This is a genomic window from Runella rosea (assembly GCF_003325355.1).
Taxonomy (GTDB): Bacteria; Bacteroidota; Bacteroidia; order Cytophagales; family Spirosomataceae; genus Runella; species Runella rosea.
The window spans coordinates 5,129,573-5,152,598 of record NZ_CP030850.1 but is presented as its reverse complement, the minus strand read 5'-3'; the positions used below and the strand labels follow the sequence as shown (position 1 = coordinate 5,152,598).

Here is a 23,026-nt window from a genome sequence, read left to right as displayed (position 1 = left end):
CCAAAATAAAAAGTCATGAATCAGAATTGGAAATCATTGGCATTGGTTGGGCTCATTTCAAGCGCAGTTACCGTTGGAAGTGTAAAGCTTTTGGGCGGGATTGATGACTCAAAAGATGTCGTTTTTACAGAAGCAAGCGCTCCTTCAATGAATCGTTTTACTGGGGGAGTTGCTCCCGGGGCAGCGGCCGATTTTACGTACGCCGCCGAAGTTTCCACCCCTGCCGTAGTACACATTAAAGCCTCGGCCACGCGCCAAGCGCAACAACGCGGCATGGACATCTTCGACTTGTTTGGCGAAGATTTCGGAATGCGACGCAGCGGTCCGCAAAAGCAAGAGTCGTCGGGCTCAGGCGTGATTGTCAGCGCGGATGGCTACATCGTTACCAACAACCACGTGGTGGAAGGTGCAGAAGAACTGGAGGTTGTGATGTCAAACAAACGCACCTACAAAGCCAAAGTAATCGGTACTGACCCTTCTACCGATATTGCCGTGATTCAGATTCCCGCCAAAGACCTACCTGCGTTGGCGTTTGGCAACTCAGACGCCATCAAAGTAGGTGAGTGGGTAGTAGCCGTAGGAAATCCGTTTAATTTGGAATCGACCGTTACGGCGGGTATTGTAAGTGCCAAAGGACGCGGTATCGGAATCCTTGCCGAAAAGTTTCAACAACAGTCACGCGCACGCGGCAGCCAGTTTAAAGGTGACACCCCGCTGGAGTCCTTTATCCAAACGGATGCGGTGGTAAACCCGGGCAACTCAGGTGGTGCCTTGGTCAACCTGAAAGGTGAATTGGTGGGTATCAACACCGCCATTGCCAGCCCTACTGGTAGCTACGCAGGTTACGCCTTTGCAGTGCCTTCGAGCTTAGTGAAAAAAGTATCCAGCGACATCATCAAGTACGGCGGTGTACAACGCGGCTACATTGGTATCATTCCAGAAGAGCTCGATAGCAAAAAAGCCGACCAGTATGACGTAAAAGTAGCCACGGGGATTTATGTACAAGGCTTTGGCGAAGGCAACAGCGCCGCCAAAGATGCAGGCTTGAAAGTAGGTGACGTAATTACGAAAGTAGACGGTGTTGAGGTAGATTCTGACCCCAAATTCCGTGAGCTAGTAGCCCGCAAGCGTCCCGGTGAAAGTGTTGTTCTGACCGTTAACCGTGGAGGCAGCGTAAAAGACTACAGTGTCATGCTCCGCAACCGCGAAGGCGGACGCGAAATCATCAAAACTGACGAAGCTGATGTAGCCCTTAGTTCATTAGGAGCCCAGTTCAGCGACCTTAACCCCCGCGAAGTACAGCGCCTTCAGCGCGCCAACATCGGCGGCGGCGTAAAAGTAACCGCGATGGAAGCTGGCAAACTCGCCCGCGTAGGGGTAGAAGAAGGTTTTGTGATTACGAAAGTAAACGACAAGGCGGTTCGTTCGGTCAAAGAACTAAAGGCAGCTTTATCCGAGAAAAAAGGAGCTCGCGTTCAGATGGAAGGTCTTTATTTAGATTATCCTGAAGACGTCTATTCTTTCGGATTTAATTTGTAAGACTTATCAACCAACATCGGCGAGGTTTTAAACGGGGATGCCCAATCCTCGCCGACGTTAGGAAAAAAAACAAAGGGTTAGGCCATCGCTGGTCTAACCCTTTGTTTTTACGCAAGTGTTTGTTAGTATTGTAAAGTATCCAACCATTCTTTACATGACAACCGCAATTATAATCACAGTTTGTGTTCTGATTCTTCTTGCTTATGTTTTTGACATCACCTCTTCTAAAACCAAAGTCCCTTCCGTTATTCTTTTGCTGCTGATGGGGTGGCTCGTGAAGCAAGTAGCGCTTACTACGGGCTTGTCGCTTCCCAATCTTAGCCCTATTTTACCCATTTTAGGAACAATTGGACTGATTCTCATTGTACTAGAAGGCTCATTAGAGTTGGAGTTAAATACCACGAAATTTCCGCTCATCAAAAAATCCTTTGCCGTAGCATTGTTGCCCATGCTTCTGTTGGCTTTTGGGGCGGCGGCGGCTTTCCATTTTTGGGGCGGAATCAATTTTAAAGACAGCCTCACCAACGCCATTCCGCTCTGCGTAATCAGCAGCGCTATTGCCATTCCGAGCGTCAAGAATTTGATGAATCATCAGAAAGAATTTATTATTTACGAAAGTAGCCTTTCGGACATTTTAGGGGTGATATTTTTCAACTTTGTAGTCTTTAATGATAGTTTTGGCGTGGCTTCTATTTGGCATTTCTTTGCGCAATTAATGACCATCATTATTGTTTCGTTTCTGGCCACGGGTGGTTTATCCTATCTTTTGAGCAAAATCGACCACCACATCAAGTTTGCCCCCATCATTCTTTTGGTGATTTTGATTTATAATATTTCCAAAATCTATCATCTACCTTCGCTCGTTTTCATCCTGATTTTTGGGTTATTCTTAGGAAATCTTGACGAAATAAAACGCTTTAAGTGGATTCAGCGCCTGAAACCAGACCTACTCGACCGAGAAGTGAAGAAATTTAAAGAAATCACAATTGAGGCTACGTTTGTAATTAGAGTGCTGTTTTTCCTGCTTTTTGGCTACCTGATGGAAACCGCCGAAATTATGAACCTCAGTACACTTGGATGGGCCGTAGGGATTGTGATAAATATCTTTTGTCTGCGGGCTATTCTGCTCAAATTCTACAAAATAGAGCTTTCACCGTTACTTTTTGTCGCTCCGCGTGGATTGATTACGATTTTATTATTTTTGAGCATTCCTGCTTCGCAAACCATCTCATTGGTCAATAAATCGCTCATTATCCAAATCATCATTTTATCAGCGTTGGTAATGATGGTGGGGTTGATGATGGAAAATAAAAAAGAAAGTGCGTAGTCGTCTGACGGTTTTAGGTTAGTAGCACCCAAGCACCTTCTTTCAAGCTGCGAATAGCCGCAAAGCTGGCTTGAGTAGTGTTGATAATTTCATCCAACGGAATCAGCGGCGCACCTCCTGTTTGAATACGTTTTATCAGTTCCTGAAATTGTGTTTTATGTCCTTTGTCTTGGCTTGTTTTGAGCTTAGAAAATCCTTTGAACCCATAGCCTTCCAGCGTTCGGAAGTTATCCAATATCAGCGTTCGCTCCTGCGAATATACTTCTACCCGCTCTTTGGAATAAGATTTGTGGCCGTTGGAAAAATAATTAATGACGCCCGTTGAGCCATTTTCATAGCGCAACAAAATGTTCGCATTATCGGTTGTTTCGGTAGCATGTGGCCCCATGGCATTCATGCATACCGCCGTCACGCGGCTGCCCGTCAGGTACGTAATCAAATCAATAAAATGACAAGCTTCACCCAAGATACGTCCACCGCCCACGGCGCGATCGTGTACCCACGAGTTGGCGGGAATAAACCCAGCATTCATGGTAGCAATCACGTTCATGGGTGCATCTCCCAGCAACGACTTCATTTTCAGCGCATGGGGAGAAAAACGACGATTAAAGCCAACCGTAACACTTAAACTTTCGGCAAGTTGAAAGCTTTCCAAGAGTTGACTCATTTCTTCTTCAAAAATCGCCAAAGGTTTTTCCACAAACACATGCTTCCCCGCCTTCAGTGCCTCCATCGTCAGGCGGGCATGTTGATTGTGGCGTGTGGTAATCATCACCAAATCGACGTCGTTATCATTTAAAATTTCATGATAATCCGTTGTGCTGTGGGCAATGCCGTGTTTTTGGGCCAACGCCGTTCCCGACAGTCCATTGGCACTGGCAATGTATTTAATATTTGCATCACTTGCTCCGCTTTTTAAGGCAGGAAGCAAAGTCATTTTGGTAAAATTTCCTGCACCAATAATACCGACTACTCCTTTTCGACCCGCAAAAGAAATATCATGGTGGCGGACAGTACGCTCGGCTGAAGGTTTTTCGGGATAAACCAACAGAGAGGCAATCGCCCCACCTTTACCCATATCACCGTAAATTTTTTGATATTCTTCCAGCGGAATCTGTTCCGTAATAAAAGGTTTTACATCGAGTAATCCCGATTCCATCAACTGAAGAATGGTTTGAAAATTGCGGTTTTCGGTCCAACGAACAAACGGCAATGGATAATCGACGCCTTTTTGCTCATAGTCGTCGTCGTAACGGCCCGGGCCATACGAGCACGACACCTGAAATGAAAGTTCTTTTTCGTAAAACTCCGCCCGGCTCAAATTAAGTCCAATGACTCCTACCAAGATAATACGGCCGCGCTTGCGTGACATGCGGGCGGCTTGTGAAATAATCTCATCCGTTTTGGCCGAAGCCGTAATCACCACACCATCCGCGCCAACGCCGTTGGTCAGGCTTTCTACCCACTTGACGGGATCGGTGCCTGCGGCAGGATTGGCGGCTAAGATGCCTTTTTCGCTCGCAATGCGGAGTTTAGTCTCGTCAAAATCAAACCCAATGACCCGACAGCCGTTCAAACGAAGCAGTTCGGCTGTCAATAGCCCAATCAGCCCCAAGCCAATTACCACGACGGTTTCTCCCAAGGTTGGATTCAATAACCGAACCCCTTGTAAACCGATAGAACCGATAACTGTAAATGCCGCTTCATCGTCAGATATATTATCGGGAATTTTAGCCACCAGATTACGGGGCACACAAACGATTTCGGCGTGGGGGCCATTGGAGGCCACACGGTCGCCGATGCGAATATCCGTCACGCCTTCTCCCACCGCAATCACCTGACCTACATTGCAATACCCCAAAGGAAGCGGCTGCCCAAGCTTGTTAAAAACAGCCTCCAAGGTCGGCATCAGGCCGTCAGACTTGATTTTATCCAGCACCATTTTCACCCTTTCAGGCTGTTGACGGGCCTTTTCGATGAGGTTGGCTTTGCCAAATTCAACGAGCATTCGTTCGGTTCCCAAAGAAACTAAACTTCGACGCGTTTGAATCAGCACTGCCCCTCGTTTCACCTGCGGTGCAGGCACTTCTTCCAGTATTGTTTGACCGTTTTGAAGGTTTTGGATGAGTTGCTTCATGGGGCAAAAATACAAAAGCTTACCTATAGTCAGCCATTTGATTTTTTAACGGCAAGTAGCTTCAAAAGCAACCACTATTAATCTCATTAATCTAACCATGATAGTAGTTAGTTACAAAAACCGCCGTACCAACCAAATAATCAAATTGAGCACCACACTCAACACAATACAGGTGACGATGGGAAAGTAAAAACCAAACTTTTCACGCTTAATACGTATATCCCCGGGGAGTTGGCCGAGCCAATGCAGCTTATCCGAAAAAAAATAGATAATTACCCCAACCACCACAATCAGGAGACCAATGCCAATGAGATATTTGCCAAATGCAGGATTCATAGGCCCAAATTTACGAAGGATTTGAATTTCTAACCAAAATCCATCATTTTCGCCCATTCAAAACTCAACCCTAAAAACCCCTATGAAGTCTTCCGTCCGGATACAATTGATGTTAATGATGTTCCTCCAATTTTTTACGTGGGGATCTTGGTACGGCCAAATGAGTGTCTATCTCGGCAAACAACTCAACGCCACTGGCGACCAAATCGGGAATGCGTACCTCGCTTTCTCCATCGCCATGATTATTTCTCCCTTTATCGGAGCCGTGGCCGACCGTTATTTTGCCGCCCAAAAAGTGTTAGGAGCGCTCAACATGTTAGGTGCTGGATTGCTTTTTGTGCTGTCGCAAATCAACGATGCTGGCACTTTTTTCTGGGTTATTTTAGCGTATTGCTTGTGTTTTGCACCGTGTATTGCCCTCACTACGTCGATTTCCATGCGACACATTGCCTCTCCCGAAAAAGACTTTCCTACCATTCGTGTTATGGGAACCATTGCTTGGATTGCCGTCACCAATTTAGTGGGTTTTTTAAACGTTGGCGACCAAGTAACTATCTTTCAAATTTCGATTGTCACATCTATTATCTTAGGTTTACTTGCCTTCACCTTGCCTAATACGCCACCGCGCGCCACGGGTCCAGTGAACATAGGTCAAATCATCGGAGCCGATGCCTTCTCGTTGTTCAAAGACCGTTCATTCGTCATATTCTTTATTGCTTCGGTTGCTATTTGCATTCCATTGTCATTCTATTACGCATTTGCCAATCCGTCGTTACGCGCTTCAGGAATGGAATTCGTGGAAAACAAAATGTCACTGGGCCAAGTCTCTGAAGTAGTTTTTATGCTATTGATTCCATTGGCATTCAGCAGGCTAGGCGTTAAATGGATGTTGGCGGTTGGATTAATTTCGTGGATTGTTCGCTTCCTTTTCTTCGGTTATGGTGATGCTGATACCAGTGAATGGATGCTGTACGCCGCCATCTTATTACACGGCGTTTGCTTTGACTTTTTCTTTGTCACTGGACAAATATACACTGATACCAAAGCGGGCGACCGCATCAAATCGCAGGCGCAGGGCCTTATTACCTTGGCTACCTATGGCCTCGGCATGGGCATTGGCTCATGGATTGGTGGTAAAGTAGTAGCCGCCAATACCAACGCCGAAAACATCACCAACTGGCTGAGTGTATGGATGGTGCCTGCTGGCATTGCTGCGGGGGTATTGGTTCTCTTTTTGATATTCTTCAGCGAAAAATCGACCAAGCCTGCCACCGCTTAAATAAAAATTTCACCCTTATAAAACACTCCCCTCTCCTACTTCAGGAGAGGGGGGGAGGGCAGCCCATTGATTCGGGGAGGCTCCAGTTCTTCATGCAAATTCTATCTTACAACGTCAACGGCATACGCGCCGCTATGCGCAACGGACTTGTTGAATGGCTTTCGACCAAGTCGTTTGATGTGCTCTGCTTTCAGGAGGTCAAAGCCACTCCCGACCAAGTCGATTTGTCAGGATTTGAGGCCTTGGGCTATCAGTTAATCGGCTGGAATGCCGCCCAAAAAAAAGGCTATAGCGGCGTGGCCATTTTTTCCAGAATTCCCGTAGACAATTGCGTAATTGGCTGCGGAATTGACCTTTATGACCACGAAGGCCGCGTAATTCGGGCCGACATCGGCGGCCTGACCCTCATAAACGCCTATTTTCCGTCAGGAACCAGCGGTGATGAACGTCAAGGCATAAAGATGCAGTTTCTCGGTGATTTTCATCAGTGGATAAACACCCTCAAGCAAACCCGCCCTCAACTGATTGTGGTAGGAGATTATAACATTGCCCATCAAGAAATTGACATCCATGACCCCGTCCGACTAAAAAACACGACGGGCTTCCTCCCCGAAGAACGCGCATGGATGACCCAATGGTTTGAAAGTGGTTTTACCGATGCATTTCGATACACAAATCCTGATTTGGTGGAATACAGTTGGTGGAGCTATCGGGCAGGTGCTCGGGTCAATAACAAAGGCTGGCGCATAGATTACCTCTCCGTCACCGACAACCTACGCCCGCATCTGCTTAGCTGCCGCCAGCTGCCAGATGCGGTCCACTCCGACCATTGCCCCGTTTGGCTCGAAATAAACAATGATTTTTGAAGGGCTCTGCCTTTAAACCCCCCTCTCCAAGTAAAGGATTTAGGAGGGGTTTTTATAAATTTTGGTAAAACGACTAAATTCTTCCAATTTTGCTTCATTAATCTCGTTTTTTATAATAGATTGAATCTCAATTTCGAACCTCAATCACACCAGTCAACGAGATTAATTTGAAACCAATGAAACACACGCCCTTTATTTGGGTACTCTTATTTTTGGGTCAGCTCGCAATGGCCCAAAAGAATAAGCCTGTCAGCGAAACCGACGCCCAAAAATCACAACGATTTGAGTTAGAATCTTTGCTGGCCGAAGGCATGAAATATGCGGCCATGGAAGAATACATCAGGGCCGACAGCGTGTTTCGAACCGCGTTGAAAGTGGATGCCTCTGTTCCAGCGTTGAACTACGAGCTAGCGCGCACCCTACTCAAACGCGAACGTTTGGACGAAGCGGCTATTTTTTCACAAAAAGCGGCCCAACTTGCTCCCGACAATAAATTTTACGCCATCCAACTAGCTGAAATTTATACCCAACAACGCAAATACCCTAAAGCCGCCGAAATCTACCGCAACATTATCCGTCAAAGCTCCGACAACGCCGAATACGGCCTTGAATTAGCCGCCGTTTATATTCTGGATGAAAAATACGAAGAAGCCCTCAAATCTTACGACGACGTAGAACGGGCTTTGGGCGTGGACGAAGATTTGGTACATCAAAAACAACGCATTTACCTCAAACTCGATAAGCCCAAAAAAGCCGTCGAAGAAGCCCAAAAACTTATCAACGCCGAGCCGAACGAAGCCCAATATGTGGTAGAACTGGCACAGCTGTTGATGATGGACAAACGTCCTCAAGACGCCAAAGAACAGCTCGAAAAAGCGTTAAAAATCAACCCTGACGAAGCAAATGCTCGCATGATGTTGGCTGAAATCTATCGTCAAAACGGAGACAGCAAAGCCGCTGAGCAGCAAATCGGGCAGATGTTTAATAATCCCAATGCCGACATTGACACCAAAATGCAGGCGCTGGTCGGGCTCCTCCGCGAAGCAAAAGACGAGGCAACTCGCCAAGATGTGCTCAACCGAGCCGCCGAAATCGTGAAAGCTCACCCCAAAGACATGCGGGCCTATGTTGTCTACGCTGATTTATTGGCCAAAGCCGACCGCAAATCTGAAGCCCGCGATGCGTATGTCAAAGCCTCTCGCATCAATAGTTCGATGTACGAAGTTTGGGGTGCGATTTTACAATTAGATGGTGACCTCAACCAAATTGATAGCTTGTTGGCCCATTCAGAACAGGCGCTGGAAACCTTTCCCAACCAAGGGTTATTCTGGTATTCCAACGGCTCGGCTAATTTGGTCAAACGCAATTATCAAAAAGCTGTAGATGCCCTCGAAGAAGCCCAAAAATTAACTTCTGAAAACAAAGAACTGCAAGGCGTGATTTATGCGCAGCTTGGCGACGCATACAATGGCTTGGGCGAGCACGAAAAATCGGACGAAGCCTACGAAGAAGCCCTCAAAATAGAACCCAAAAACGACCACGTTCAAAATAATTATAGTTATTTTCTGTCATTACGGAAAGCCAAACTGGAGCGAGCCAAAGAAATGGCCGCGCAGGTAGTAAGCCGAAACCCCGACAACGCCACGTATTTGGATACCTATGCTTGGGTGCTCTACGTCATGAAAGACTACAAAGGAGCGCGGGTAAATTTGGAAAAAGCCATTGCTTCGGGCAAAGGGGTAAGTGGAACGATTATTGAACACTATGGCGACGTTCTTTACCAATTGGGGGAACGTGAAAAAGCAGTAGAACAGTGGAAAAAAGCCAAAACAATGGGAGAAAACACCTCCCAAATCGACAAAAAAATTGCAACAGGTCAATTGATTGAATAAAAACAATCCGTACCTGTTTTTTTCTATAAAATATGAAACTTAAAGTACCATTAGTTAATGTAGTTATTGTTGAGGTACGCCGCGTCTCTTCGGGTCGTTTACGCACTGAAAAATGTCTCTCTGGCCCAAACACGCATTGGAATTCTCTCCTAACATTCAGTACCATTATCTTGGTTTTACTTTTCTCGGCCTGTCATCGGCCACGGCAGAAAAACAAAACTGAAACATCAGCCGACACTTTAGCGGCCGTTCTCAAAGACACCGTTGCGGTGTTGGAAAAAGATACGACAGCAGTGGCGGTAGTTCCGCCCGTTATAGAGCCAGAAGAAACCAAGGTAAACGTTGAAATGGTTGATTTTAAGTACTTATCGGCCAAATCAAAAGTGTCGTTCAAAAGTAAAGACCAAGATATAGACAACGCCAATATCAACATTAGAATGCTTAAAGACAGCGTGTTGTGGCTTTCGATTGTCGCTGGACCCATTGAAGTAGTTCGAGGGCTCATCACGCGCGATTCAATTTTAATTGTAGATCGCTACCACAAAGAATATTACCAGTACGATTTTAATACACTCAGCCAAAAATTTAATTTCCAACTGAGTTTTGATTTGATTCAGTCTATTTTAGTCGGAAATATGCCGATTCCTAAGAAAGAAAATCAGCGGTTTAAGAAGGAAAAGGACTATTTTATGCTTCGCCAACAGGAAGGAAAAATTATGTTGGAAAGCTACATTGGAGAGCAAAATCGTCGTTTGAAAAAATTGCTAGTTACCGAACAGCCCACCAAAAACTCCCTAACCCTCGACTACGACGATTTTACGCAACTCAACAATTATCTGTTCCCTTACACCAGTTTGATTCAGTTGGATTATCAATCTGAAAAAGATAAGCTACAGTATCAGACCGTGTTTCGGATAAAGCATCAAAAAGTGGAATTGAGTGAAAAAACGCTTAGTTTTCCGTTCAGTGTTCCACCCAAATATGAGCGAAAATAGGGAATTAGATGATTTTAAAACGTATTGCTGCTGTGTTGAATAAGCTATTTATGAGTAAAAAAAGGTTTGATTGTTATGCTGAAAATACTTCTGCGCGCAAAAGTGATGTACGAAGTTTTCAGCACAATACTTCGTTGGCGTTTAAATTACCCGTACTGATTGGATTGGTGCTATTCATCTGCTGTTTTTCAGCAATGGCCCAAAAAAGCCGTCAACAGCTTGAAAAAGAGAAACGAGAAAACATGGAGCGTTTGCAAGAATTGCAGGGAATCTTAAAGCAAACAACCGAGCAAAAGCGCTCTAGTTTAGGGCAACTTAAGGCAATCAAACAGCAAATCAATGCCCAAAACCGTAAAATAGACCTCATCAACGATGATTTAAAGTTGATGGATTCTGAACTTACCGAACTGCAACAAGCCAAAGTAGCCCTAGACAAAGACCTCGACAAATTGCGTGATGAGTATGCTCGGATGATTTATAACGCCTCAAAACGCAACAATAGCCTTAGCGAATTGAGTTTTCTGTTTTCGGCGCCTACCTTCAATCAATTTTTGGTTCGCTACAAATACTTGAAGCAATACACCGACGAGCGGGAGAAGCAAGTTACCCAAATGAAAAAAGTGCAATCACTCATGATTGCTAAGTCAAACAGCATCAGCAACAAGAAAAAAGACCAGGAAAATGCCCTTAAAACGCGGATTGCCGAAAGTAAAAATCTGGAACAACTGAAAGGCGAAAAAGACAAAGTGGTCCAAGAATTGAGTGGTCGGGAAGCAGAAATTAAGGGCGAAGTAGCCGAAGTACGAAAAGCCAACAAACAATTGGAGAATGCCTTGACGCGCATTATTCAGCGCGAAATCGAAGAACGACGTGAACGCGCCCGCGCTGCCGCCCGCGAAAAAGCCGCTCGGGAGCGAGCCGAGCGCGAAGCCTCCGCCAAAGCGGCAGCCGAAAGAGCCAAAGAGAAAGACAATAACGAAGAAATTACCAAAGCTGAACCGCCCCCCGCGAAGCCCGAAGTTAAAAAAGAAACCATCAACGAAGAAGGAATGAACGAAGAAGAGGTCACGTTAGCGTCTTCTTTTGCCGCCAACCGTGGTCGTTTACCTTGGCCCGTTCCTGGATTTATTTCCGATGGTTTTGGAACAAAAGAGGTCCTCAAAAATGTCTATCAAGAAAACCAAGGAGTAGATATTCAGACCAATGCTGGCACATCAGTGCGTACTGTATACGACGGCGTAGTGATGGACGTAACCAACATGGGCGTAATGCGCAATGTGGTATTTGTACAACACGGGGATTTTTACACCGTATACGCCAAACTGAAGAATGTCAATGTTCGTCCTGGACAAAAGCTAAAAGCACGCGAGTCAATCGGCGTGGTAGCAACCGACGGGGACGGGGTTTCGGAAGTGAATTTCCAGATTTGGAAAAATACCAGCAAACTCAATCCCGAAACGTGGCTTCGTCCGAGGTAAAAAAACTGGAAAGTATTATTTGTACACCAAATACAAATAAGAGGTAACCAACAACTTATACATCAAAATGTCAACTCAACTTTCCTCCCTCGAAGTAAAGCGTGTTACCACGCACATCATACAGGAAATGAAAAACCGGGGCGAAAAAATATCCGCCCTTACCTCCTACGATTTTTCCATGGCGCGCATTGTAGATGCCGCTGGAATTGACATTATTTTGGTAGGCGACTCGGCCTCCAATGTCATTGCAGGCCACGAAACCACGCTGCCCATCACCCTCGACCAAATGATTTATCACGCTCAGGGCGTTGTTAGGGCCGTGAAGCGAGCCTTTGTGGTGGTCGATTTGCCTTTCGGTTCGTATCAGGGAAATTCACGCGCAGCGCTTGATTCGGCCATTCGTATCATGAAAGAATCGGGCGCACACGCCGTAAAGCTCGAAGGAGGTCTTGAAATAAAAGAATCCATTATTCGGATTCTGAGCGCTGGCGTACCTGTGATGGGTCACTTGGGCCTAACCCCCCAGTCTATTTATAAATTTGGCACCTATACCGTTCGCGCCAAAGAAAATGCCGAGGCCGAGAAGCTGTTGCAAGACGCCAAAATGCTGGACGAAATCGGTTGTTTTGGGATGGTCTTGGAAAAAATCCCTTCGAGCCTGACCAAGCAGGTGTCCGAAAGTGTCAGCATTCCAACCATCGGTATTGGCGCAGGGCCTCATGCCGACGGGCAAATTCTGGTGATTCACGATATGCTGGGCATCACCAAAGAATTTAAACCACGCTTTTTAAGGCGCTATGCCGATTTACACAGCATCATGACGGATGCTGTCAGTAATTACGTCAAAGACGTCAAAGCCAACGATTTTCCGAACGAAAAAGAATCTTACTGAACCATCAGCACTGGTTCTCCGTTAAGATTTAATTGTTCGTAACGGATGTTCGTAACGAAGTTTGTGATGAACAATTCAGGGCAGACAAGCTGCCATTCACTATTAACTTTTGATTCCAATGGCCAAGCCATTTCACGTAGTATACGAAGATAATCACCTCATTATCGTCAATAAACCCGCTGGTCTCCTCGTTCAAGGCGATTCTACAGGCGATGTTCCGCTGTTGGAACTGGTAAAAGATTACATCAAAGAAAAATACGAAAAACCCGGTGAAGTGTTTTTGGGAACGGTTCACCGCATAGACCGCCCCGTAAGCGGCTTAGTGGTTTTTGCCAGAACGTCGAAAGCCCTTGAACGCATGAACGAAATTTTCCGCAAACGCGACGTTCAGAAGACCTACTGGGCGGTGGTGCGCCGACGCCCTCCCAAAAAGCAGGACAAACTCGTAAGTTGGTTGGTCAAAGATGAAAATAAAAATGTAGTCTCGGCTTATGATTATCCCGCCGACAAGGCCCAAAAAGCAGAACTTACGTATCGTTTGTTGGGTGAAGTAAACAAACATTATTTACTGGAAGTAACCCCGCATACGGGCCGTCCGCACCAAATCAGGGTTCAATTGGCACAAATCGGCTGTCCAATTAGGGGAGATGTAAAATACGGCTCGCCTAAACCCAACCACGACGGCAGTATCAATCTGCACGCTCGTCGGTTGTTTTTTACGCATCCAGTCAAAAAAGAATCTATTTTATGTCGGGCATCATTACCAAACGATCCTTTCTGGGAAGAGTTTTTGGACTTAGACCCAGAAGAAATCGGGCCCGAACATTTGGCGTTTTTGCACGAATAATGTACCTGATTTACCCAAGCCTGATTCTCGGACACAGACTACCCATTAAATGACTTGGATTGATAAACTCAAAAACCGTTGGGGAGTAAAAAACAGTTGGCAAGTAGTGATTATACTACTTGTCTTTGCCTGTACGGGATTTACCGTAATGTACACGAAGCGATGGATGGTCCAATGGCTCTCCATTGAAAGCACATGGGCCGTGTGGGCGTTTAATATTCTAATTATCTTGCCCCTCTATCAAGTCATCCTGCTGTTTTACGGATGGCTCTTCGGGCAATTTCAGTTTTTTTTGAACTTCGAAAAAAAAATGTTCAGGCGCCTGATAAACATATTTTCTCGCAAGCGCTCATAGTTCTGAAGGCTCAACAGTTTTTTCTACCGTCGAAACGTCAGACCACATTTGTTGGGCCATCTGCTCTACCGTGTTAAACACTCCTTGAAGGGCTCCAAACACAATACATAAAGGCAGAATAATCGGAAGGAAAATTAGCCACTGAAAGGCCAAATACAGGTTAGGCTTCTTCATCTTAGTTAGTGTCATTAGTGTAGTACAACTGTTTGATTAAAAGTAGAATACCTCTCTTTTAAGCCTTTCCTCAAACAGCGTGCCAAAGTATTTAAATGGGGTAAATTTATTTTCGAAACAAAGATAAATAAAGATATCAATATCCCGATAAAGTAAAAATATATATCTTTTTAATCATATAAACGCATTTTTATTTTTAATTGTTGCAACATATATATTTTTTAACTAAAATCTACGCTACGTAAACGTTTTGAGCCCTTTTTTTTGTTGTATAATTTGAAAGATGTACCCCCAATATGCAAGATGTAATTCGCCTGTTGCCCGATGCCATTGCTAACCAGATTGCAGCGGGTGAAGTAGTACAACGCCCGGCTTCCGTTGTAAAGGAGTTACTGGAGAATTCCATTGATGCACAGGCCAAAAATATTCAGGTAATTATTCGTGACGCCGGCCGTACCCTTATTCAGATTATTGACGACGGCGGCGGTATGTCGGAAACCGACGCCCGCATGAGTTTTGAACGCCATGCAACGTCAAAGATTCGACATGCCGACGACCTTTTCAAAATTCGCACCATGGGTTTTCGTGGTGAGGCATTGGCTTCGATTGCGGCCGTTGCGCAAATTGAAATGCGTACCCGACGCCCTTCCGATGAAATTGGAATCTTGCTACGGATGGAAGGCTCGGAACTGAAATCTCAGGAATCGGTCGCGTGCCTTCCTGGAACCAATATTTTGGTCAAAAATCTTTTTTTTAACGTACCCGCCCGACGCAATTTCCTCAAAACCAATTCTGTCGAAATGCGTCATATTCTGGATGAATTTCAGCGAGTTGCGCTGGCCCATCCCGAAATAAGTTTTTCCTTGTATCACAACGACACCGAGGTTTATAATCTCTACGCAGGCAAATTGAGCCGCCGCATTGTGGATATGTTTGGAAAAAATTACCGTGAACAACTGATTCAGTGTCAGGAAGAAACACCTTACGTAACCGTGAGAGGATTTGTGGGGAAACCTGATTTTGCGCGCAAAACCCGAGGTGAGCAGTTTTTTTTCGTAAACGAGCGGTATGTTAAACATAGCTACCTGCACCATGCCGTGTTGGCGGCCTATGAATCCACCATTTCGGAAGGGAGTCATCCATTTTATGTGTTGATGCTGGACATCGACCCCTCACACATTGATATCAACATTCACCCCACAAAGACGGAAATAAAGTTTGATGATGAGCGCTCAGTGTATGCGCTATTGATGGCTGCCATTCGCAAAGCAATCAGTATCAATCACTTATCGCACTCGATTGATTTTGAATCAAACGTAAATTTCCTGAGCCCGATGTCGGGCACTCGGACCAATACCGCCCCCAAGCCACCGAGTTTTACCCGAGATGCTGCTTTGGCCCCACCCTTGCCCACTTCACGGCGTGAGGAAACCAATTTGTCTCATTGGGAAAAACTATTCGATGGCTTTCAGAAACCAGACCCCACTCCCGTACAAACCACATTGGAACTGGACGACAAAGAAGACTTTTTAGAGCCGCTTCCCACCACCCTCGGCAGCCGGGCCAATGCCCTAAATGCCGAAGATGAGGACATTAAAAATCGTCGTTTGGCGGTACAGATTCAAAACCGTTATGTAGTCTCGGCGGTTAAGTCAGGTATGATGCTCATCGACCAGCGGGCGGCTTACGAACGCGTACTGTATGACCGCTATTTAAAACAACTGGAAAACCAAAATGCCGCGTCACAGCAGCTTCTTTTTCCAGCTACGGTCAGGTTATCACCTGCCAACATTCCGATGATTCTTGAAATGCGGGAAGAAATCACGGCCTTAGGTTTTGATTTTGACGCCCTTGGGCCCGATACACTCGTGGTAAGAAGCCTTCCAGGTGACTTACCAAGCGATAACATACAGCAATTATTTGAAGAATTATGCGAACAATTGCATCAGAGTCATGACGAACTACGACTCAATCGCGCCGAAACAACAGCACGCACGTTGGCCCGACGCTTCGCCTCCCGTTATCTGGTGCGGCTTTCGTCGGATGAAATAGAAAAGTTAATCAACCAACTGTTTATTTCTTCCAACCCAAATTATACGCCAAGCGGCGAACCCATTTTTGTCATTTTATCGTTAGACAAAATAGCAAATCTGTTTAAGAATGGTTAAATGTTAGAATGTTAAGTCGTCAATTGCTCATTGTCCAAATTCAATTTAGCCTTAATCTCTTAACAGTTAGTCTTTAACCATCAATAGAATCGTTTCTAATTAATCTGTGCTTTTATGTTCAATATTACTCCGATTGTACGGAATTTATTAATTCTTAACGTCGTCATTTTTTTACTTCAAGACCTGAGTCCTTTTATTGTAAACTGGTTTGCGCTGCATCCTGTAATGGGCCCAGAATTTAGGCCGCATCAGTTTGTTACGTACATGTTTTTACACGGTGGTTTTGGGCATTTATTCAGCAACATGCTCGGACTTTTCTTTTTTGGTCCGCTCCTAGAACAGCACGTGCTGGGTACCAAACGTTTTGTTATCTTTTACTTTGTTACGGGGATTGGCGCGGGATTTTTGTATGCGGTCATCAATTACATCGAAATGTCGCAGCTCAGCCATGCCGTTGACCTATACACTCAATACCCTTCTCCCGACGCATTTTTGGATTTCGTGACCCGGTTTGCCCCCGACATAAAACAAGGAGCTTTGGGTTTTTTGAATGATTTTGAAGACCAACCTAAAAATTTATCGTATATCAACGAGAGTGTAGGGTTTGTAAAAGATTTGTATCAACAGCGACTTAATATACCCATGTTGGGAGCATCTGGGGCAATTTTTGGAATTATCGCCGCATTCGGGCTTATTTTCCCCAATATGGAAATGATGTTATTGTTCTTTCCTGTCCCCATTAAGGCCAAATATTTTGTTACTTTTTACGCTTTGTACGAATTATACGCGGGTGTGTATATCAGGGATTCGGGGGTGGCGCATTTTGCCCACATCGGAGGCATGATTTTTGCGTATATATTGCTGAAGGTATGGCGGGTAAAGCGAATGCACTGATTTGCGTTATTGTATATTTTTACCTAACTTTCGTTAAAAAAACAACAATAAAAAGCCTGAAAGCTTGTTTGAAATTACTAATAATTAACCAATAACCATTAACGACCAAAAGGCATGGGCAGCATTTTTGACGATGTTAAGGGGGAGTTTTCAAAGACCAACAATGCGGTTGTTAAACTCATACTTTTGAACCTGTTCGTCTTCGTGACGGTCATTGTTCTCTACATTATTTTCACTTTTGGTCAATCCCCCGTTTATTACGAATGGGTGATGGAACAGTTGCGCCTTCCTGCGGACTTTAATGCGTTTTTGCACCGCCCTTGGACTTTGCTCACCAACTTTTTTGTCCATCAAGGTCCTTTTCATATTTTCTTTAACATGCTCTCTCTGTATTGGTTTGGGCAGGTGTTGGAAGAATACCTCGGCAGCCGACGGCTCGTTGCCCTCTATCTGCTTGGGGGGCTTGGCGGCGGTTTGTTGTTTTTAGCATTGTACAACACTTTACCTTACTTTCAGGCCGAATTGGCCAATACAACGCTCGTTGGAGCTTCAGGGGCGATTTTTGCGGTCATTTTAGGAGCGGCTACGCTCTTGCCAGATCATACTTTTTTTGTCTTTTTGATTGGGCCCGTTCGTTTGAAATACATTGCAGCTTTGTGCATTATCATTTCAATGGCTCAGTTGGTAGGCCCTAATGCCGGTGGCAATGTAGCCCACATTGCAGGAGCAATGGTAGGATTTGGTTTTATAAAATCCCTTAAAAAAGGCCATGATTGGGGAATGCCTATTTATGCCATCAATGATTTTTTTCGGAAGTTGTTTACTGGAAGGCCCAACGTAACCATTCCGCAACGCGCCCGGGCTACGACCACCTCAGCGGCCCGCCACTTTACTTCGAGCAGTGAGAATTCGGCCATTTTGATTCCAAATCAAGACGAAATCGACGCTATTTTGGACAAAATTTCGAAGTCGGGCTATGAAAGTTTGACCCGGGAAGAGAAACAAAAACTCTACAAAGCAAGCCAACAGTGATGAGTCTGGTGAAGGGATGTTCAAACTTTTGATAAGTTGCCTTTCTTTTTCGTACTTTTGCCAAACACTTTTATCGGTACATCGGTTATAGTACTACGTTTGTTTCAAGCCGTTACACAATGCTCATCACTCCAGGTAAATTACTTTCGCAACTCCATACGCCCGAAGATCTGCGTAAGTTAGACTCATCCCTACTTCCTCAAGTATCGCAAGAACTCCGACAGTACATCATTGATTTGGTCTCTGTGTACGGTGGTCACTTTGGCTCAAGTCTGGGAGTTGTTGAGCTCACCGTTGCCCTACACTACGTTTTTAATACGCCCGAAGACCAGTTGGTATGGGATGTAGGCCACCAAGCCTACGGCCACAAAATCCTTACTGGACGACGGGACAATTTTTATACCAACCGCCTCTACGGCGGCATTTCGGGTTTCCCCAAACGCAAGGAAAGCCCTTATGATTCTTTTGGCGTAGGGCACTCCTCTACCTCTATTTCTGCCGCGCTGGGCATGGCCGTTGGCGCACGGCTTAGTGGTGCTCAAAACCAACAGTCCATCGCGATTATCGGCGACGGTGCCATGACGGGCGGAATGGCGTTTGAAGCGATGAACCACGCAGGTGCTCTCAACAACACCAACCTGCTCATCATTCTCAACGACAATTGTATGAGTATCGACCCCAACGTAGGGGCGCTCAAAGAATATTTGACCGACATTACCACTTCACATACTTACAACCGCGTAAAGGAGGAAGTTTGGAATCTGCTGGGTAAAATGAGTCAATTCGGCAAAAATGCCCGTGAGATTGTATCGCGTGTAGAAGATGGACTCAAGGCAACTTTGCTGCGCCAAAGTAACCTGTTTGAATCGCTTAATCTACGCTATTTTGGCCCCATTGACGGCCACGACGTCGATCATCTGGTACACGTTCTCAATGATTTAAAAAATATTCCTGGCCCCAAACTGCTCCACTGCGTTACGGTTAAAGGAAAAGGATTTGCTCCTGCCGAAAAAGACCAAACGAAATGGCACTCTCCGGGGAAATTTGACAAGATTACGGGCGAAATCTTTAAGAAAGTATACGACCAACCACAACCACCCAAATACCAAGATGTGTTTGGCAATACGCTGGTTGAATTGGCCGAACAAAATGAGAAAATTGTGGGTGTAACGCCAGCTATGCCTTCTGGCTCATCGCTCAATATCATGATGAAAGCCATGCCCGACCGGGCTTTCGACGTGGGCATTGCCGAACAACACGCCGTAACTTTCTCGGCAGGGATGGCCACTCAAGGCTCGGTGGTGTATTGTAACATCTATAGCACTTTCATGCAACGGGCTTACGACCAAGTCGTTCATGATGTGTGTATTCAGGAATTGCCCGTTATTTTCTGTCTAGACCGGGCAGGATTTGCAGGGGCCGACGGCCCCACCCACCACGGTGCTTACGACATTGCGTACATGCGTTGTATTCCTAACATGGTGATTTCAGCTCCTATGAACGAACAGGAGTTGCGAAATCTGATGTACACAGCCCAATTGACCGAAACACAGGAGTCGAAAAAAGCATTTACTATTCGCTACCCACGAGGCGAGGGCGTTATGCCCCAATGGAAAACGCCATTTGAGAAGATTGAAATCGGCAAAGGACGCAAAGTACGAGCTGGTGAAGACGTAGCCATTCTGACCATTGGACACATCGGTAACTATGCCGTTAAGTCATGTGATATACTAGAACTAGAAGGTATCAGCGCCGCCCACTACGATTTACGTTTTGTAAAACCTTTAGATAAAGCCCTGTTACACGAAGTTTTTCAACAATTCGATAAAGTCATCACGGTAGAAGACGGCTGTCTGCCAGGAGGAATGGGCAGCGCTGTGCTCGAATTTATGGCCGAAAACGGGTACCATGCCCAAGTAAAACGTCTTGGTATTCCAGACCGTATTGTAGAACACGGCGAACAACTTGAACTACACCGTGAATGTGGTTTCGACCCCGAGGGTATTGCTCGTACAGCCCGTGAAATGATGACGGCCCCCGCAATTGCTTTGTAAAATTCCTTTATATTATTTCTACAGGAGGCTCGGTGGTTCACCGAGCCTCCTTTGCGTTTAAAATCACCCAAACGTCTCCTGATTCGCCAAGTTCAGGGCAGTTTTTCATCCTGACACACGCTTCTTTTTCTTTTTTTTCCTAATTTGTGGCAGAATCATAAAGCGCAGGAAGCAGGCCTCCAATCTTTATGGTTATTCTTTTTAAAATACCACTCTCTAAATTCTTGTAAAATTTCAACCTAACGTATCTATAACCCAACACTTCATGAAACTAAACATTACTACCAAAATCATCATTGGCTTCGTATTGGGCGTAATTATCGGTCAAATCCTGCATAGCACCATGAGCGCCGAAGATGCCACTCAGATTGCCAATAAATTTCAAATCCTCAGTAAAATTTTCCTCAAATTAATTAAAATGATTGTCGGCCCGCTGGTGTTTTGCACTTTGGTGGTAGGGGTTGCCAAACTTGGTGATTTTAGCGTAGTAGGACGGATTGGGATTAAAACGTTGCTTTATTTTTATTTTGCCACAATTCTCTCGCTGATTGTGGGCTTGGTTGTGGTCAACGTAACCCGTCCCGGAGAAGTACAGCAGTGGCCACGTCCTGCCGCAGGAACGGAAGTGGGCGTATCGGGCAAAGCCATGAAAACTGTCGAAGATTTTATCCTTCACATATTCCCCGACAGCTTTTTTAAAGCGTTGGCCGAAAATGAAATCCTGCAAATCGTGGTATTTTCACTGTTTTTCGGAATAGCCCTAGGAGCAGTGGGCGAGCATGGCAAAAAACTAATCAAAGTGATTGACAGCTTGGCCGAAGTAGTATTTAAAATAGTTGGGTATGTGATGCAACTTGCACCATTCGCCGTTTTGGGTGCTATGACGGGCGTGGTAGCGTTGAAAGGGCTGGGCATTCTTATCTCCTATGCGTATTTGATTATTTGCTTCTTCGGGGGTCTTATCTTCTTCGTCTTCGGTGTTTTGTGGGTAATTTGTCTGGTGATGCGGATTCCGTATCTCAAATTGTTGGCGCACGTCAAAGATTCGATGATTCTGACGTTCAGTACGGCTAGTTCGGAAGCTTCTTTGCCGCAGCAAATCACGGCTTTGGAGAAATTCGGTTGCAGCAAGCGTATCATCGGATTTGTGTTGCCGCTCGGTTATTCATTCAATTTGGACGGCTCGATGATGTACATGACCTTCGCGACGGGCTTTATTGCGCAGGCCTACGGTATACCACTCACGATTGAACAACAGATTGCGATGTTGCTTACGCTGATGATTACCTCAAAGGGAATCGCTGGGGTACCAAGGGCATCGTTGGTGGTGATTGCAGGTACGCTAGCTCAGTTTGACTTGCCCGTTGAAGGACTTGCCTTGCTAATCGGCGTAGATCCGTTTTTGGATATGGGACGTTCAGCCACTTCTGTGGCGGGCAATGCCGTAGCTACCGCAGTTATCTCCAAGTTAGAAGGAGAATACATCGAGAGTTAAGACCAATTTTACGTAATTTATTTTTACAAAAATTAACCCGTAACTCCTTGACTGTTTGGCTGAAAAGAAGTAGGTTCGGTAAAAAATTCCTGAACCACTTTTTTTACTCTAAACCTTCCTAATACAATGCAAAAAGCCGATGCCATCCAACGTTTTGTAGCTGCCTTTATTGACGGTATTGTGGGTTATCTTCCCGCCTGGATTTTAGCCTTTATTTCTTTTAAACTCATTTTTGTGGGGTATCTTATTGCCATTGCTTATGTACTCACCAAAGACGCCATTCCCGCCACGAACGGTTTTTTCGGAGGGCAAAGCATCGGTAAAAAATTAATGAAAATCAAAGTCATTAAGGAAGATACTGGCGCGGGCATTGAGGGAGATTGGGGCGCGGCCATCGTGCGCCAAGTTTCATTGATGATTCCTATTTTTGGTTTTGTGGATGCACTGATGGTATTTAGCGATGACAAAAAGCGTTTTGGTGATAAATGGGCTAACACCATCGTGGTAAAACAATAGTCAGAATCATAAATCTATTCTAAAAAAAGCGTTTGCGAACTCCTTCGCAAACGCTTTTTTTATTCGGTTTGATTTAAATTCAATAATTCATCTAAACTTTTCTCCCGCTCGTTCAGAAATAACGGTTTGTGAAAAAAATGCAGTTTTTGAAGCAGATACAACAACTGCAGCTTCTCGATTTCATTTAGATTACCAGAAATGATCAAGCTTGCCTTTCGCATCTCATCAAACGTTCCGAACAAAACACCTTTCCCCTTCTCTGTAATCAACAAACGCTTGCTTCGACGGTCGTTGGGGTCGTCGGTTTGTTCAATCAATTTGTTATTCAACAAACGCTTTATCACCTCCATCCCAGTTGTTTTTTCGTGGATGTTCAACTCGATAATTTCCGTTTTTGAACACCCGCCTCTTTGCCAGATACCCGCCAAGTAGCCGAAATCATCCAGCGTAATGAGCGCCGAATCTTCAAGGGCTTTTTTAATGTACCCTTTCGCATAACGGTACAGAAAGGCAATCAATTGCGAAAGCAATGCTTCCACCGTTTCACTGTTTTCAAAGTCCACCGCAGCATCGGTCGATTTTGAAAAAACCTGCTGATTCAAATACGCCACAAATCCTTCCAGGTCCTTTCGTTGAGAGGAAGAACGCTGGGCTTCATAATTTGCCAGATGACCAATTAACTGTTGCAGGAGTTCGTAATTCATTTTTTAAACTGAAAACATTCTAATATAGAAAAATTAATTTGTTTTC

The 23,026-nt window shown here is 45.1% G+C and carries 20 protein-coding genes; 16 read left to right on the top strand and 4 right to left on the bottom strand.

Going from position 1 to position 23,026, the window contains the following annotated elements; genetic code table 11:
* The first annotated feature begins 15 nt into the window (after window positions 1-15).
* Complete coding sequence (locus DR864_RS21360; protein ID WP_114068878.1) at window positions 16-1,539, top strand: trypsin-like peptidase domain-containing protein; 1,524 nt, start codon at window positions 16-18, stop codon at window positions 1,537-1,539.
* Window positions 1,540-1,693: 154 nt separating this feature from the next.
* Window positions 1,694-2,866 carry a cation:proton antiporter domain-containing protein gene (locus DR864_RS21355; protein ID WP_114068877.1) on the top strand — a complete coding sequence of 391 codons (1,173 nt, stop codon included), beginning with the start codon at window positions 1,694-1,696 and terminating at the stop codon, window positions 2,864-2,866.
* A 13-nt stretch (window positions 2,867-2,879) separates the two neighbouring features.
* Here DR864_RS21355 and DR864_RS21350 read toward each other — a convergent pair whose 3' ends face one another.
* Both DR864_RS21350 and DR864_RS21345 read right to left on the bottom strand, forming a co-directional pair.
* Window positions 2,880-5,003, bottom strand: a complete 2,124-nt coding sequence (locus tag DR864_RS21350) for a bi-domain-containing oxidoreductase (protein ID WP_114068876.1) — start codon at window positions 5,001-5,003, stop codon at window positions 2,880-2,882.
* Between the two features lie 111 nt (window positions 5,004-5,114).
* Entirely contained in the window at window positions 5,115-5,339 is a 225-nt protein-coding gene (locus tag DR864_RS21345) for a DUF2905 domain-containing protein (RefSeq protein ID WP_114070403.1), read from the bottom strand.
* 82 nt (window positions 5,340-5,421) lie between these two features.
* Between DR864_RS21345 and DR864_RS21340 the strand changes: the two genes are divergently transcribed.
* The 8 genes from DR864_RS21340 to DR864_RS21305 all read left to right on the top strand — a co-directional run bounded on the left by DR864_RS21340 (window position 5,422) and on the right by DR864_RS21305 (window position 13,943).
* Entirely contained in the window at window positions 5,422-6,618 is a 1,197-nt protein-coding gene (locus tag DR864_RS21340; RefSeq protein ID WP_114068875.1) for an MFS transporter, read from the top strand.
* Window positions 6,619-6,710: 92 nt separating this feature from the next.
* Entirely contained in the window at window positions 6,711-7,484 is a 774-nt protein-coding gene (locus tag DR864_RS21335; protein ID WP_114068874.1) for an exodeoxyribonuclease III, read from the top strand.
* A 176-nt stretch (window positions 7,485-7,660) separates the two neighbouring features.
* A complete protein-coding gene (locus DR864_RS21330; protein WP_114068873.1) occupies window positions 7,661-9,376 on the top strand; it encodes a tetratricopeptide repeat protein in 1,716 nt (571 codons plus the stop codon).
* A 32-nt stretch (window positions 9,377-9,408) separates the two neighbouring features.
* On the top strand, window positions 9,409-10,371 hold the full coding sequence (gene lolB1 / locus DR864_RS21325; protein WP_114068872.1) for a lipoprotein insertase outer membrane protein LolB1: 963 nt from the start codon (window positions 9,409-9,411) through the stop codon (window positions 10,369-10,371).
* An 8-nt stretch (window positions 10,372-10,379) separates the two neighbouring features.
* Window positions 10,380-11,849, top strand: coding sequence for a murein hydrolase activator EnvC family protein (locus tag DR864_RS21320; protein ID WP_229599435.1), 1,470 nt, complete (start codon window positions 10,380-10,382; stop codon window positions 11,847-11,849).
* A 67-nt stretch (window positions 11,850-11,916) separates the two neighbouring features.
* Window positions 11,917-12,741, top strand: a complete 825-nt coding sequence (gene panB / locus DR864_RS21315; protein ID WP_114068871.1) for a 3-methyl-2-oxobutanoate hydroxymethyltransferase — start codon at window positions 11,917-11,919, stop codon at window positions 12,739-12,741.
* A 118-nt stretch (window positions 12,742-12,859) separates the two neighbouring features.
* The gene (locus DR864_RS21310; RefSeq protein WP_114068870.1) at window positions 12,860-13,588 is read left to right on the top strand and encodes an RluA family pseudouridine synthase; all 729 of its coding nucleotides are present in this window, start codon (window positions 12,860-12,862) and stop codon (window positions 13,586-13,588) included.
* 49 nt (window positions 13,589-13,637) lie between these two features.
* Window positions 13,638-13,943: a DUF6787 family protein gene (locus DR864_RS21305; protein ID WP_114068869.1), complete on the top strand. Its 306-nt coding sequence runs from the start codon at window positions 13,638-13,640 to the stop codon at window positions 13,941-13,943.
* Here DR864_RS21305 and DR864_RS21300 read toward each other — a convergent pair.
* Complete coding sequence (locus tag DR864_RS21300; protein WP_114070401.1) at window positions 13,938-14,117, bottom strand: hypothetical protein; 180 nt, start codon at window positions 14,115-14,117, stop codon at window positions 13,938-13,940. The two genes, DR864_RS21305 and DR864_RS21300, sit on opposite strands and share 6 nt — an antisense overlap.
* 296 nt (window positions 14,118-14,413) lie before the next feature.
* Between DR864_RS21300 and mutL the strand changes: the two genes are divergently transcribed.
* The 6 genes from mutL to DR864_RS21270 all read left to right on the top strand — a co-directional run bounded on the left by mutL (window position 14,414) and on the right by DR864_RS21270 (window position 22,276).
* Window positions 14,414-16,285 carry a DNA mismatch repair endonuclease MutL gene (gene mutL / locus DR864_RS21295; RefSeq protein ID WP_114068868.1) on the top strand — a complete coding sequence of 624 codons (1,872 nt, stop codon included), beginning with the start codon at window positions 14,414-14,416 and terminating at the stop codon, window positions 16,283-16,285.
* Window positions 16,286-16,399: 114 nt separating this feature from the next.
* Window positions 16,400-17,179 carry a rhomboid family intramembrane serine protease gene (locus DR864_RS21290; protein ID WP_114068867.1) on the top strand — a complete coding sequence of 260 codons (780 nt, stop codon included), beginning with the start codon at window positions 16,400-16,402 and terminating at the stop codon, window positions 17,177-17,179.
* Window positions 17,180-17,293: 114 nt separating this feature from the next.
* A complete protein-coding gene (locus tag DR864_RS21285; RefSeq protein ID WP_114068866.1) occupies window positions 17,294-18,211 on the top strand; it encodes a rhomboid family intramembrane serine protease in 918 nt (305 codons plus the stop codon).
* A gap of 119 nt (window positions 18,212-18,330) precedes the next feature.
* On the top strand, window positions 18,331-20,265 hold the full coding sequence (gene dxs, locus DR864_RS21280; RefSeq protein ID WP_114068865.1) for a 1-deoxy-D-xylulose-5-phosphate synthase: 1,935 nt from the start codon (window positions 18,331-18,333) through the stop codon (window positions 20,263-20,265).
* Between the two features lie 265 nt (window positions 20,266-20,530).
* Window positions 20,531-21,760, top strand: a complete 1,230-nt coding sequence (locus tag DR864_RS21275) for a dicarboxylate/amino acid:cation symporter (RefSeq protein ID WP_114068864.1) — start codon at window positions 20,531-20,533, stop codon at window positions 21,758-21,760.
* A 126-nt stretch (window positions 21,761-21,886) separates the two neighbouring features.
* Window positions 21,887-22,276, top strand: a complete 390-nt coding sequence (locus DR864_RS21270; RefSeq protein WP_114068863.1) for an RDD family protein — start codon at window positions 21,887-21,889, stop codon at window positions 22,274-22,276.
* Window positions 22,277-22,335: 59 nt separating this feature from the next.
* Here the strand turns inward: DR864_RS21270 and DR864_RS21265 are convergent, their stop codons facing one another.
* A complete protein-coding gene (locus DR864_RS21265) occupies window positions 22,336-22,980 on the bottom strand; it encodes a MarR family winged helix-turn-helix transcriptional regulator (protein WP_114068862.1) in 645 nt (214 codons plus the stop codon).
* Between the last annotated feature and the right edge of the window lie 46 nt (window positions 22,981-23,026).